The 13,160-nt window shown below is 67.7% G+C and carries 12 protein-coding genes; 7 read left to right on the top strand and 5 right to left on the bottom strand.

The window, feature by feature from the left end; all coding sequences use genetic code 11:
- Nucleotides 1-85 precede the first annotated feature (85 nt).
- From BM066_RS20790 to BM066_RS20765, 6 genes are all read left to right on the top strand, one after another.
- On the top strand, nt 86-1,483 hold the full coding sequence (locus BM066_RS20790) for an efflux transporter outer membrane subunit (RefSeq protein WP_018062023.1): 1,398 nt from the start codon (nt 86-88) through the stop codon (nt 1,481-1,483).
- Nucleotides 1,484-1,511: 28 nt separating this feature from the next.
- Nucleotides 1,512-2,663, top strand: a complete 1,152-nt coding sequence (locus BM066_RS20785) for an HlyD family secretion protein (RefSeq protein ID WP_018062022.1) — start codon at nt 1,512-1,514, stop codon at nt 2,661-2,663.
- A gap of 40 nt (nt 2,664-2,703) precedes the next feature.
- A complete protein-coding gene (locus tag BM066_RS20780) occupies nt 2,704-4,257 on the top strand; it encodes a DHA2 family efflux MFS transporter permease subunit (protein ID WP_026176540.1) in 1,554 nt (517 codons plus the stop codon).
- Nucleotides 4,258-4,413: 156 nt separating this feature from the next.
- Nucleotides 4,414-5,022 carry a TetR/AcrR family transcriptional regulator gene (locus BM066_RS20775; protein WP_026176539.1) on the top strand — a complete coding sequence of 203 codons (609 nt, stop codon included), beginning with the start codon at nt 4,414-4,416 and terminating at the stop codon, nt 5,020-5,022.
- A gap of 508 nt (nt 5,023-5,530) precedes the next feature.
- Nucleotides 5,531-7,084: a DUF1593 domain-containing protein gene (locus BM066_RS20770; protein ID WP_018062019.1), complete on the top strand. Its 1,554-nt coding sequence runs from the start codon at nt 5,531-5,533 to the stop codon at nt 7,082-7,084.
- Between the two features lie 25 nt (nt 7,085-7,109).
- Nucleotides 7,110-8,498: a glycoside hydrolase family 43 protein gene (locus BM066_RS20765; RefSeq protein ID WP_018062018.1), complete on the top strand. Its 1,389-nt coding sequence runs from the start codon at nt 7,110-7,112 to the stop codon at nt 8,496-8,498.
- Nucleotides 8,499-8,766: 268 nt separating this feature from the next.
- Here the strand turns inward: BM066_RS20765 and BM066_RS20760 are convergent, their stop codons facing one another.
- Nucleotides 8,767-9,732 carry a hydroxypyruvate isomerase family protein gene (locus BM066_RS20760; RefSeq protein WP_255367673.1) on the bottom strand — a complete coding sequence of 322 codons (966 nt, stop codon included), beginning with the start codon at nt 9,730-9,732 and terminating at the stop codon, nt 8,767-8,769.
- Nucleotides 9,733-9,907: 175 nt separating this feature from the next.
- Between BM066_RS20760 and BM066_RS20755 the strand changes: the two genes are divergently transcribed.
- Nucleotides 9,908-10,138, top strand: a complete 231-nt coding sequence (locus tag BM066_RS20755; RefSeq protein WP_018062016.1) for a hypothetical protein — start codon at nt 9,908-9,910, stop codon at nt 10,136-10,138.
- Between the two features lie 56 nt (nt 10,139-10,194).
- Here BM066_RS20755 and BM066_RS20750 read toward each other — a convergent pair whose 3' ends face one another.
- From BM066_RS20750 to BM066_RS20735, 4 genes are all read right to left on the bottom strand, one after another.
- Nucleotides 10,195-10,428: a hypothetical protein gene (locus BM066_RS20750; RefSeq protein WP_018062015.1), complete on the bottom strand. Its 234-nt coding sequence runs from the start codon at nt 10,426-10,428 to the stop codon at nt 10,195-10,197.
- Nucleotides 10,425-11,120: a YoaK family protein gene (locus tag BM066_RS20745; RefSeq protein WP_089930158.1), complete on the bottom strand. Its 696-nt coding sequence runs from the start codon at nt 11,118-11,120 to the stop codon at nt 10,425-10,427. Before BM066_RS20745 ends, BM066_RS20750 begins: the two co-directional genes overlap by 4 nt.
- Nucleotides 11,117-11,533 (bottom strand): DoxX family protein, encoded by a 417-nt coding sequence (locus tag BM066_RS20740; protein ID WP_026176538.1) that lies wholly within the window; start codon nt 11,531-11,533, stop codon nt 11,117-11,119. The genes BM066_RS20745 and BM066_RS20740 overlap by 4 nt, the downstream gene beginning before the upstream one ends.
- A gap of 2 nt (nt 11,534-11,535) precedes the next feature.
- On the bottom strand, nt 11,536-13,160 hold a 1,625-nt coding region (locus tag BM066_RS20735; RefSeq protein WP_089929135.1), incomplete at its 5' end, for an amidohydrolase.

The following is a 13,160-nucleotide window of genomic DNA, read 5'->3' as shown; positions in this document are numbered from 1 at the left end:
ACGTCATCCGAAAATATAAATGGACCATACGGTACGGTCTTAGAAAGTCCCCTACATGCCCTCCCCCGCCCCCCGGCGCGCCCTGATGGCGTGCCTCCTGTCGGCCAGCTGCCTTTGCGCCTGCGCCGCCGTTCCGAAACTTCCGCCCGCCCAGACGATCAAGCCGCCGCAGACCTACGCCGCCGAAGCCAGCCTGGCCGCCCCGGCCGCCCACTGGCCTTCCGATCGCTGGTGGGCCGCCTATGGCGACCCACAGCTGGACGCCCTGATCGACGAGGCTCTGAGCGGCTCGCCCGACCTGGCCGCCGCCCAGGCTCGGGTCGCCAAGGCCCAGGCGCTGGCGGGCCAGGCCAAGGCCGCCACCCTGCCCAGCGTGACGGCCAACGGCTCCTACGCCTCCGTCAAGCAGAGCTACAACAACGGCATCCCGCCCGCCTTCGTGCCGCAGGGCTACAACGACAGCGGCCGGGCCACCCTCGACTTCACCTACGAACTGGACTTCTTCGGCAAGAACCGCGCGGCCCTGGCGGCGGCGACGTCGGACGCCCAGGCCTCGCGAGCCGAGGCGGCGCAGGCTCGCCTGACCCTGTCGACCAACATCGCGGCCGCCTATGCCGATCTCGCCCAGTTGTTCGCTGACCGTGACGCGGCTCGGGATGCGGTCCGCACCCGCGAACAGACCGCCCAACTGACCGCCGACCGGCGCGAAAACGGTCTGGAGAACCAAGGCGCGTCCGAGCAGGCCAAGGCCAATCTGGCCGCGGCCCGCGCCGGCCTGGCGGCCGCCGACGAGTCGCTGGGCCTGACCCGCAATCGCATCGCCGCCCTGCTCGGGGCCGGTCCCGACCGCGGCCTGGCGATCGAACGTCCAAAGGTCGGCGCCCTGAAGGCCTTCGGCCTTCCCGCCAACCTGCAGGCCGACCTGATCGGCCGTCGGCCCGACGTCATCGCCGCCCGCCTGCGGGCCGAAGCCTCGGCCCATCGGGTCAGGGAGGCCAAGGCCCAGTTCTATCCTGACATCGATCTGGCGGCCTATTTCGGCCAGCAGTCCCTTGGTCTGGACCTCTTCGCCAAAGGCGGCTCGCGCATCGGATCGATTGGTCCCGCCGTGCGCTTGCCGATCTTCGACGGCGGCGCCTTGCGCGCCAACTATCGCGGCGCGGCGGCCGACTACGACGCCGCGGTGGCCAGCTACAATGGGACCCTGACCCGGGCGCTGCAGGACATCGCCGACGCCGCGGTCAGCGCCCGCGCCCTGGACGCGCGCCTGTCGGAAAGCCGCAAGGCCTACGAGGCCTCGCGCAACGCCCACGACATCGCCCTGCAGCGCTATCGCGGCGGCCTGTCGACCTATCTCGACGTCCTGACCGCCGAGGACGCGATGATCACCAACCAGCAGACCGTCGCCGACCTCGAAGCCCGCGCCTTCACCCTCGATGTGGCCCTGGTGCGCGCCCTCGGCGGCGGCTTCCACGCCGCCTGAACCCATCCCCTTCCCGGAGCCATCCCCCATGTTTGACTCTCAAGACACGCCTGAGACCCAGACCACCGCCGCCCTTTCGTCCGACGCGAACGCCCACGGCAAGCGCAAGGTCCTGTTCGCCGGCCTGGCCGCCGCCGTCCTGCTCGGTGCGGCCGGTTACGGCGCCTACTACGCCCTGGTCGGCTCGCATCACGTCGAGACCGACAACGCCTATGTCGGCGCCTATGTCGCCCAGGTCACCCCTCTGGTCGGCGGTCCGGTGCGCGAAGTCACGGTCAACGACACCCAGGCCGTCAAGCGGGGCCAGGTCTTGGTCGTGCTCGACGACACCGACGCCAGGATCGCCCTGGCCTCAGCCCAGGCCGACCTGGCCAGGGCCCAGCGCAAAGTGCGTGGCTATCTGGCCACCGACCGGAGCCTGTCGGCCCAGATCGCCGCTCGCGACGCCGACGAGAACCGGGCCGCCGCAACCCTGACCGGCGCCCAGGCCGACCTTGACCGGACCCGCGTCGACCTTGATCGCCGCAAGGCCCTGGCCGTCACCGGCGCGGTGTCGGGCGACGAACTGACCCGCGCCCAGAACGCCTTCGCCAACGCCCAGGCGGCCTTCGCCTCGGCCAAGGCCGCCCAGGTCCAGGCCGTCGCCAACCGCGCCGCCGCCGCTGGCTCGCTGGCCGCCAACACCGTCCTGACCGACGGAACGAACATCGACACCAATCCCGAGGTCGCCGCGGCGCGCGCCCGGGTCGACCAGGCATCGGTGGACCTGGCCCGAACCGTCATCCGCGCGCCGATCGACGGCGTCGTGACCCGTCGCAACGTCCAGGTCGGGCAGAGGGTCGCCGCCGGCGCGGTCCTGATGCAGGTCGTTCCCGTGCAACAGGCCTATGTCGACGCCAACTTCAAGGAAGGCCAGCTGCGCAAGGTCAGGATCGGCCAGCCGGTCGAGCTGGAGGCCGATCTCTACGGCGGTTCGGTCAAGTATCGCGGCACGGTCGTTGGACTGTCGGGCGGCACCGGCTCGGCCTTCGCCCTGATCCCCGCCCAGAACGCCACCGGCAACTGGATCAAGGTCGTCCAGCGCCTGCCCGTCCGCGTCGCCATCGATCCCGCCGACCTTGAGGCCCACCCGCTGCGCGTGGGCCTGTCGATGAAGGCGACCATCAACACCGCCCGCTGACCACCCGCATCCGCCCCTCGCACAGCCAAGGACCGCCGTCATGGCCAAGGCCCCCGCCGCTGTCGCCGCTTCGGCGACATCCCCCGCGCCCCTCACCGGACCGGCGATGATCTTCGCCGGCCTGGTTCTGGCGGCCGCCAACTTCCTGGTGGTGCTCGACACCACCATCGCCAATGTTTCGGTGTCGAACATTTCCGGCGCCCTGGCCGTCTCGCCCAGCCAAGGCACCTGGGTGATCACCTCCTATGCGGTGGCCGAGGCCGTGGTCGTGCCGCTGACCGGCTGGCTGTCGGCGCGCTTCGGCGCGGTTAAGGTTTTCGTGGCCGGGATGATCGGGTTCGGGCTCTTCTCGTTCCTGTGCGGCCTGGCCCCCTCGCTGAGCCTGCTGGTGCTGTTCCGGGTGTTGCAAGGCGCCTGCGGCGGTCCATTGATGCCGCTGTCACAGACCCTGCTGCTGCGTGTCTTTCCCAAGAAATACGCCGCGGCCGCCACCGGGCTGTGGGCCATGACCACCCTGGTCGCGCCCATCCTCGGCCCGATCCTGGGCGGAACCCTGTGCGACAACGTCGGCTGGGCCTTCATCTTCTGGATCAACGTGCCGGTGGCGGCGATCTGCAGCTGGTTCGCCTGGCGGCTGCTGCGCAACCATGAGACGCCGCTGGCCAGGGCTCGGGTCGACTTGGTGGGCCTGGGCCTGCTGATCGTCTGGGTCGGCGCCCTGCAGGTCATGCTGGACTTGGGCAAGGAGCACGACTGGTTCGCCTCGCCGATGATCACGGGCCTGGCCATCGTCGCGGCGATCGGCTTCGCGGCGTTCCTGATCTGGGAGTTGACCGAAAAGAACCCGATCGTCGACCTGCGGGTGTTCCGCCATCGCGGCTTCACCGCCAGCGTCACCACCCTCAGCGCCGCCTTCGGAGCCTTCTTCGGCATCAACGTGCTGACCCCGCTCTGGCTGCAGCAGAACATGGGCTACACGGCCACCTGGGCCGGCTACGTCTCGGCGCTGCTGGGGGTGACGGCGGTGATGGTCGCCCCACTCGCGGCCGGCCTGTCGGCCAAGGTCGATCCGCGGCGGCTGGTGTTCATGGGCCTGATCTGGATGGGCGTGATCGCCTACATGCGCAGCCTGGCCAACTCGGACATGGGCTTCTTCGATATCGGCCACTGGCTGCTGCTCATGGGCTTTGGCATGCCGTTCTTCTTCGTGCCACTGACCGGCCTGGCCCTGGCTAGCGTCAACGAGCCGGAAACCGCCAGCGCTGCGGGCCTTATGAACTTCTGCCGCACGCTCTCGGGCGCCGTCGCGACATCGATGGTCACCACGGTGTGGTCCGACAGCGCCAGCCGCAACCGCAGCGAGCTGTCGGGCCTGCTGAACGGCGCGCAGGACGCGATGGACCAGATGACGGCCAGCGGCCTGTCGCCCGATCAGGCGCGGGGCAATCTCGAGCAGTTGGTCCAGGGCCAGGGCGTGATGCTGGCCACCAACCAGGTGTTCCTGGCGATGGCCGCGCTGTTCATCGCCGCCGCCTTCATCATCTGGCTGGCGCCACGCCCCACCCGGGTGGCCGACACGTCGGCGGCGCACTAGAGCCTGTCGGGTTCAGATGAAACCATCCGAACCCGATAAACAGGCTCTAGATTCAAAGAGCTTAGAGCGCATTTGGCGAGCGAAACCGCTCCCGCCTTCACCCCACGCGCTCTAGCGCGCTCTCCGTCTCAAGGTGTTTCCACAAGGATCTCGATTGTGAAAACCAAGCCCCAGACCTCAGACCTCCCCCACCGACCGGCGCCCGATCGTTTGATCGATGCGGCCACGGAACTCTTCTACCAGCATGGCTTTCGGGCGATCGGCGTCGACGACATCGCCGCCCGCAGCGGCGTCACCAAGACGACCCTGTACCGATATTTTCAGTCCAAGGACGATCTGGCCGCCGCCTGCCTGACCAAGCTCGCCCTCGAGGATCTCGACGAACTGATGATCATCGCCAGGCAGCTCCCCGACAAACCCTTGGCGCAGATCCGCGCGGTCGTGACGGCCGCCGCCGCCAAGGCGACGCATCCAAGCTACCGCGGATGGCTCCTGTCCAATCTCGAGGCCGAAATCAGCGACCAGGACCATCCGATCCGCCGGGTCGGCAGGCTCTACAAGACCCGGCTGCGCGATCACCTGATCGAAACGGCCAGGCGGGCCGGCTTCGGCGCGCCCGTGTCACTCGCCGACGGCCTGCTGCTCCTGATCGAAGGGGTCGGCGCCAGTTGGCACAGCCTGGGCGCGGTCGGTCCGGCGGCCAATCTGACGCTGAACTGCGAACTGTTGATGCAAGGACATCGCGCCGTGGCGGACGCCGCTTAACGGGACCGCCAAGCGGCGAGACAGCGCCATTTGCGGACCTTGGCTCACCTCCAGGAAGGCGACGTTCAGGGCGCGGGACGTAGGGGGCGAGATTGGCTGACCTGCAGGGAATGGACAATCGACCTGTGGCCGGCGGGCGGCTGGCCTCGGATCGTTTGAGCGGGGCGACGGGCGCAAATCGACGGCCGAACGCCAAGGTCCGAGATTTAACCAGACAAGACTAGACTGCTCGTGCCGGCTTCGACGCCTTCTTGCCGCGCTCCTTGGCGCATCCGCGCCGTAACCGTGAGCGGCGGTCGCCAGTGAACGGTGCTCTACGCCTTGGCTTATAGAGATGACGAGATCCGCCGCGCCTTTCGACCCACGATATTCACGCTTCGCATCACTCAACGGTTGCGCTAACCATTAGTCAGACAAAAAGAGATGGGGCAGGAAGGTGTTCGATGATGGACTGGCGTTGCATTCGCCACGAGGGCGCCAAATCCAAACACCGACATGTAGCGACCAAATGAACGGCGCGACGGACTTGTTCGCGGCCCGGCAGCCGGCCGGCGGCGACGCGCAGGCGCGTCTTTGCGGCCAGGCCATGCGGGACGGACAACGGGAAAAACACCCTCGTAAACTGGCGAGACTGCTTGCGATCGCCGCCACTCTGGCCACCTTCGCCTGGCCCGTGGCCGCCCAGGCGCCTCTTCCTGCGCCCACGGAACGCCAGCGCATGATCGTGCTGAGCGACATCGAGGCCGATCCCGACGACACCCAATCCTTCGTGCGGCTCATGCTCTACGCCAACCAGATCGACCTGGAAGGGCTGGTGGCCACGACATCGATCCACATGAAGACCTCGACGCATCCGGAATCGATCCGCCGCATCATCCAGGCCTATGCCAAGGTCCGCCCGAACCTGGTCAAACACGAAGCCGGTTTCCCCACACCCGACCGGCTCGGCGCTCTCGTGAGCGAAGGGCAGCCGGACTACGGCATGGTCGCGGTCGGGACGGGCAAGGATACGGCCGGGTCGCGGCTGATCATCCAAGCGCTGGAGCGCGACGATCCACGCCCGCTCTGGATCTCAGTGTGGGGCGGCGTCAACACGCTGGCCCAGGCCCTCCACACGATCCGCGAGACGCGCACGCCCGAAGCGGCCCGCCGCCTGATCGCGAAGCTGCGGGTCTATACGATCTCGGACCAGGACGATGGCGGGGCCTGGATCCGCCGGAACTTTCCCGAGATCTTCTATGTCGTCAGCCCCGGCGGCTATGGCGCGGGAACCTGGACCGGCATTCACACCGTCATCGACGGCGCCGACAACCGCACGGTCAGCAACAGCTGGCTGCGCGACAACATCCAACAGGGCCATGGTCCCCTGGGGGCCCTCTACCCTGACGTGTCCTATGGCATGGAAGGCGACACGCCGGCTTTCCTGTCGCTGATCCCCAACGGCCTGAGCGATCCCGAACACCCGGATTGGGGCGGATGGGGCGGCCGCTACGAACTCTATACGCCGGCCGTCGCCACCACCGATCCGAGCGGTTTCAGCGGGGTGACCATCGAGCCGGAGACCCGGCCGATCTGGACCAATGCGATCGATACGTTCACGCCGCAGGTCGCCCAGGACTTTGGCCGCGCTCACACGACGGCGGAACGATCAAAGGACTTCCGCGCCGGAATCTGGCGATGGCGCGATGATCTGCAGAACGATTTCGCCGCACGGATGGACTGGACGACGCGGCCGTTCGCCCAGGCCAATCACCCGCCGGAGGTGAGGCTCGCGCACCCCAACCGATTGACCGTGAAATCAGGCCAGCGCTTCGTCTTGAGCGCGGTCGACAGCACCGATCCCGATGGCGACAGCCTGAGCTTCCAATGGCTGCACTATCAGGAGATCGGCCACTGGCAGTCGGCGATTCCCAATGGCATCGCCGCCAACATCCATACGGTCGACTTCACCGCGCCCATCGTCACCGCGCCGCGTGAGGCCCACTTCATCGTTCGGGTGACTGACAAGGGGACCCCGCCCCTCACCCGCTACAAGCGGGTGATCGTGACCATCACCCCCTGACCCGACGCCAGCTGGGATCACGTCCATGCTCTCGAGACCCGTCCTGCTCGCGCTCGCCGCGCTGACGATCGGTCTGTCCGCCGCCAAGGCGCGGGCGGACAATCCGATCATCCAGACCCGCTTCACCGCCGATCCCGCGCCGTTGGTGCATGACGGGGTCGTCTATCTCTACACCAGCCATGACGAGGACGACGCCGAGGGCTTCAAGATGCTCGACTGGCGGCTCTATAGCTCGACCGACATGGTCAACTGGACCGACCGGGGCGTCGTGGCCTCCCTCAAGACCTTTCCCTGGGCCGTGCAGACCAACGACGCCTGGGCCCCGCAGGTGATCGCCCGGGACGGCAGGTTCTATCTCTACGTGCCGATCAGCGTCGCGGGATCGCCCAAGAACGTCATCGCCGTGGCGGTAGCGGACAATCCCGCCGGACCGTTCAAGGATGCCCTCGGCAAGCCGCTGATCGGGCCGGGCCGCGACAACATTGATCCCACCGCGTGGATCGACGACGACGGCCAAGCCTATCTCTACTGGGGCAACCCGAACCTTTGGTACGTCAAGCTGAACAAGGACATGGTGTCCTATTCCGGGTCCATCACCAAGATCGAGCCCGGTATCGGCGACTATCAGGAGGGGCCCTGGTTCTACAAGCGCCAGGGCCGCTACTACATGGCCTTCGCTTCGACCTGCTGCCCGGAGGGGATCGGCTATGCGATGAGCGACGGGCCCACGGGGCCATGGACCTACAAGGGTCCGATCATGGACCACGACCCGCGCGCGACCGGAAATCATCCGGGCGTCATCGACTACAAGGGCGGTTCCTACGTCTTCGGCTTCAGCTACGAGCACAATTTCGCGCTGACGCCGATCCATCACGAGCGCCGATCCGTGTCGGTGGCCAAGTTCGACTACAACGCCGACGGGACCATTCCGAACCTGGGCTGGTGGGACAAGGCCAGCGCGCCGCAGGTCGGGACGCTGAACCCCTACAGGCAGGTCGAGGCCGAGACGATCGCCTGGACCTCCCGCCTCAAACGCGATCGCGATCGGCCGTACGACTGGGCGCCAGGCGTGACGACGGCGCAGGACGATCGCGCGAGGGTGTACGTCACGCGGATCACCGACCGCAGCTACATCAAGGTCGCCGGCGCGGACTTCGGCCAGACGGGCGCCAAGACCTTCGTCGCCAACCTGGCCAACGGCCGGCCCGGGGGGGCCATCGAGCTCCGGCTCGACAGGGTCGACGGTCCGGTGATCGGCACGATGCAGGTCGGGGCGACGGGCCCGGCGGGCCAATGGCGCGAACAGACGACTCCTGTCACGGCGGCGACGGGGGTGCGCGACCTGTTCCTGGTGTTCAAGGGATCCGGCGACAACCCGATGTTCGATTTCGACTACTGGCGCTTCGAGCAGTGACGACAATGGAACGGCGAGACAGATGCGGAAGGCGTGTTGGACGATTACGGCGGCGGCGATCGCCCTCTTCGCGGCCGGCCCCACGTTCGCGGGACGGCCGTCGCCGGCCACAGGGCGCGATGTCAGAATCCCGCCCTGCCCATCGTTCCCGTAGCCCATTGGGCTGGAATCCGCCAGAAGCGCCACGCGACCGCAGCTCAGAGCGGCGATGACCAGGGCGCCGCGAGCGCCATCCGTCCCAAGCAAGCCGCCGCGTCAGCGGAGGTCCTCACCCCTGGTCAATTTCGCGATAGGCGGCGACCAGGCGCTCCTCGCCGGGACGTCCGGCCTGGGAATTGCCATGCTCCATGCCGATCACGCCCCCATAACGCCGGGACTTCAGCCACCGGACGATCGAGGCGTAGTTGATCTCGCCGGTGGTCGGCTCCTTGCGGCCTGGATTGTCGCCGAACTGCACATAGGCGACCTCGCTCCAGCAGGCCTCCAGCGTCGGGATCAGATTCCCGAACTGAATTTGCGCATGGTAGAGGTCGGCGAGGACCTTCACGGCCGGGCTGTTCAAGGCGCGCGCGATCGCGAACCCCTGCGGGATCGTCTGCATGTAGACGTTGGGATGGTCGATGCGGGTGTTCAGCGGCTCCATGACCATGACCAGGCCCTGTGGAGCCACGATGTCGTTCGCCCGGCGCATCACGTCGATGATGCGCGCCGTTTGGATATCTAGCGGCGTCTTCGGATCCAGGAACCCGGTGACCACCGTCATGCACTTGGCGTTCAGCCGCTTGGCCACGTCGACGGACGCGCGAATGTCGGCCAGGAACGCGTCCCGCTCCGCGTCATCGGGGCCGCCGAGCACGGGCCGGAACTGAGCCCACTTGGGCATGCTGGCGACGAAGACCCCCATCGTCATGCCGCGTTGCTCGAGCGCCCGCGCCATTCGCTCCTGCTCTTCCACAGGACGGTCCCGCGCCTGGTTGTCCTCCCAGGCGGTGAACCCCTGGTCCGCCGCAAAGGCGATCTGCTCGATCAGCCCGCCGCGGCTGGCGAAACTGCCTTCATGGGGTGCGAAGGCGAGCGAAAAGCGCGCCGCGTTCGACCTGCCGCCCTGGGCGGCAGCCAGTCCCGACGCCAGGGAGGCGACGGCGCCCGCCGCAAGCACGGTCCGACGGCGAATGATCATTTCAGGCTCCCCAGCTAGGCGACGATCGCGCCAGAAAAAGCCATCACACGCCACCCGCTAATCAACAATGGACGCCCAGAGGCTTGGCTCTTCAGATCGCCAGCAGGAGCGATCATGCGCCAATTGCAGATTCTGGAGCCGCTCCCGAAACACGACCTTCAACGCACTATCCCGCCGGCAATGATCGCCCCCATCTGAGACGTTCAAAAAAGGTCTGCTACAGAGAGCCATGGTCACTGCCGGACGTGTCATCGAAATCGCTGCTCGCCTTCGCGAAGAGGGTGCGGCTGCTGTTGCTGATCAATTGGCAACCGCCCACGAGGGCGTTTTCAACGGCACTGAGCTTGCGATGAAGTGGCGGTTCTACGTCGCGCAGGCCCGCAAGTTGAACACGCTGAGCGCACCGACCCGTCAAGAAGTCGAACAAGTGTGGCGTGAGCTACAGGTCGCGCTGTCCTGACGTCAGATAGCCCCCCAATCGGTCCGTCAGGGCGTCCGGTCTCCAGCCGGGCTGCGCTAGAAGCAGACTCGGAAACCGCTCCAGGAAGCGGACCCTTCGCCGCCCAGGGCCAGATAGGCGTCCGGGCCGACCGGAATATAGCGAAGGGCGTCGAGGCCCGTGCGGTCCGCCTTGGCCAGGTAGCCGTAGTCCTCGTCCGACCGGACCAGCTTGAACACGGGCGCGTCGGCGGCCTGGGCGCCTCCAGCGCCGGCCAGAGCGGCCAGAAGGATCGTCGCCGCCAGCCTCACGAACGCTCTCCACGGATGGCGTGCAGCACCGCCAGCACCGCGACCACCACCACGCTCAGCACCAGGCTCCAGGCGCTCGCGAGCAGCACGCCGACCGCGCCGCCGATGGCGCCCAGGGCGAAGGCAGCGACCGGCGGCCAGGTCTTGAGGATCCGCGCCCGCAGCGCCTCGTCAGGCCGTCCCCGGGCGATGGCCAGGTCGACGAGGTCGATGGCGATCTGAGTGACGTTGCCAGTCATCATGGTAGTGGGCGCCAGGTGGGTGAAGACCGCGCGGGCGCCGACGTTCTGCACCGCCATGGCGACCACCCCGACCAGGCCCGCCAGCATGACGCCCGGCGCGTTGGCGTTCGCGGCGGGCAAGGCCTTGACCGTCAGCAGCATGAAGGCCAGCAGCAGGATCGCCTGCAGGATCAGGACCAGGACCTCGCAAGGCTGGCCCCGGTTATTGCGCCAGCGGATCAGGGCGTAGGTGGCGGCGGCCGCGCCGACGAACACCGGAAGCGCCAGCAGCTTGGTCGCCAGGCCGCCGGCGTCGCCGGCCAGGCCGACGCCCAGCATGACCAAATTACCGGTGGCGTGGGCGACGAAGAGGCCAAACAGCAGCACAAAGCCGATCACGTCGACATAGCCGCCGACGAAGGCCATGCCCATGCCGGTGAGGCCGGCGAGACGTTTGGGGCCGGCGATCATTGGGCGGGCTCCTTCTGGACCAGGATCGCGACGAGCATGAAGCCGCCGATCAGGCCGATGTGCTCCAGAAAGGTGTTGAGCGCATGGAAACGCTCCATGGGGTCCGAGACGATCCAGAAGGGATGAGCGATCAGGGTGGCTATGGCGGTGAACACCGCCAGGGCGCCGGCCGCAAGCCAGGTGGCGCGACCGAAGATCACCGCCGCCGAACCGCCCAGTTGGACCAGCACGGTGGCGACGACGGTCAGCCAGGCCGGCCGCAGTCCGAAGTGCGCGGCCTCGGCCAGAGCGCCGTGCAGGTCGGCGATCTTGCTCAGGCCGCTCCACCAGTAGGGCAGGGTGAGCAGCCCCCGGGCCAGGATCGAGAGCCCGGGGGATCTCAGCAGGGCCGCGATCGGCGTGGGCGTGGTCATGTTCATACCGCCCAGCAGCCGCAACCGAACGCGCCCCAGAAGGAGCGGGCGTCGGAAGTCGGCGCCTCGCCCCCCAGGGCGGCGGCGTGGTCGTGGCCGTGGACGCCGCAGCCGTTGGCGCAGCCGCAAGCCGAGGCCAGGGCCCTGGCGTGAGACTTCGAACGATCCTGGTAGCCGCCGAAGGTGCGCACCGGCGACCAATCGGGCATGGGCGGGGGCAGGGACGGGGCCAGCTTGGAATAGTCCCCCTCGCCATGCACCACCTTGCCGCCCAGCAGGGTCAGGACCGAGCCCAGGTGCGGGATCTCCTCTTCGGGCACGCGCAGATAATCGGCGCTGAGCACCGCCAGATCGGCCAGCTGGCCGACGGCGATCTGGCCCTTCGAGCCTTCCTCATTCGAGAACCAGGTGTTGGCCGTGGTCCACAGGCGCAGCGCTTCTTCCCGGTCCAGGCGGTTGGCCGGCGGATAGAGGCGCGTGCCGCCCACGGTCTTGCCGGTGACCAGCCAGTTCAGGGAAACCCAAGGGTTGTAGCTGGCCACCCGCGTGGCGTCGGTGCCGGCACCGACCGGGATTCCGGCCGCCAGCATCCTGTTGATCGGCGGCGTCGCTTCGGCCGCCTTGGCGCCGTAGCGGTCGATGAAGTACTCGCCCTGGAAAGCCATGCGGTGCTGCACGGCGATGCCGCCGCCGAGGGCCGCGATGCGGTCGATGTTGCGCTCGCTGATCGTCTCGGCGTGGTCGAAGAACCAATGCAGGCCGTCGAACGGGACGTCCTTGTTGACCGTCTCGAAGACGTCCAGCGCCCGATCAATGGTCTGGTCATAGGTGGCGTGCAGCCGCCAGGGCCAGCGCTGCTCGGCCAGCAGGCGGATCACCGGTTCGAGATCGCTCTCCATGTTGGGCGGCATCTCGGGCCGCTCGACGCGGAAGTCCTCGAAGTCGGCGGCGCTGTAAACCAGCATCTCGCCCGCACCGTTATGGCGGTACTTGTCGTCGCCCTGCCCCGGCTTGATCTGCTTGGACCACGACTGGAAGTCCGACAGCTCCGCCTTTGGCTTCTGGGTGAACAGGTTGTAGCTGATGCGCAGGGTCAGCTGGTCGTCGGCATGCAGCTTTTCGACGATCGCGTAGTCGTCGGGATAGTTCTGGAAGCCGCCGCCAGCGTCGATCACCCCGGTCACGCCCAGCCGGTTCATCTCGCGCATGAAGTGGCGGGTGGAGTTGAGCTGGTACTCGGGCGGCAGCTTGGGCCCCTTGGCCAGGGTGGCGTAGAGGATGGTGGCGTTGGGCTGGGCCAGCAGCAGGCCGGTCGGCTCGCCCGAGGCGTCGCGCTGGATCTCGCCGCCCGGCGGGTTGGGCGTGTCCTTGGTGTAGCCGACGGCGCGCAGGGCGGCGCGGTTGAGGAGGGCGCGGTCGTAGAGGTGGAGGATGAACACCGGCGTCTCGGGCGCGGCGGCGTTGATCTCGTCCAGGGTCGGCAGGCGCTTCTCGGCGAACTGGTGCTCGGTGAAGCCGCCCACCACCCGCACCCACTGCGGCGGCGGGGTGTTGGCGGCCTGCTTCTTGAGCATGGCCATGGCGTCGGCCAGGGTCGGCACGCCGTCCCAGCGCAGCTCCATGTTGT

Origin of the sequence: Caulobacter sp. UNC279MFTsu5.1 (genome assembly GCF_900114015.1) — a bacterium.
GTDB lineage: Bacteria > Pseudomonadota > Alphaproteobacteria > Caulobacterales > Caulobacteraceae > Caulobacter.
Note: the sequence above shows the minus strand (reverse complement) of the source record. Positions and strands in the feature narration are given on the sequence as shown.

What these genes read in the sequence shown, in the direction of transcription:
- BM066_RS20780 (WP_026176540.1), top strand. Translation starts at nt 2,704, where the DNA reads ATGGCCAAGGCCCCCGCCGCTGTCGCCGCTTCGGCGACATCCCCCGCG.
- BM066_RS20745 (WP_089930158.1), bottom strand. Translation starts at nt 11,120, where the DNA reads ATGATCGCCGGCCCCAAACGTCTCGCCGGCCTCACCGGCATGGGCATG.
- BM066_RS20790 (WP_018062023.1), top strand. Translation starts at nt 86, where the DNA reads ATGGCGTGCCTCCTGTCGGCCAGCTGCCTTTGCGCCTGCGCCGCCGTT.
- BM066_RS20740 (WP_026176538.1), bottom strand. Translation starts at nt 11,533, where the DNA reads ATGACCACGCCCACGCCGATCGCGGCCCTGCTGAGATCCCCCGGGCTC.
- BM066_RS20755 (WP_018062016.1), top strand. Translation starts at nt 9,908, where the DNA reads ATGGTCACTGCCGGACGTGTCATCGAAATCGCTGCTCGCCTTCGCGAA.
- BM066_RS20770 (WP_018062019.1), top strand. Translation starts at nt 5,531, where the DNA reads ATGAACGGCGCGACGGACTTGTTCGCGGCCCGGCAGCCGGCCGGCGGC.
- BM066_RS20785 (WP_018062022.1), top strand. Translation starts at nt 1,512, where the DNA reads ATGTTTGACTCTCAAGACACGCCTGAGACCCAGACCACCGCCGCCCTT.
- BM066_RS20765 (WP_018062018.1), top strand. Translation starts at nt 7,110, where the DNA reads ATGCTCTCGAGACCCGTCCTGCTCGCGCTCGCCGCGCTGACGATCGGT.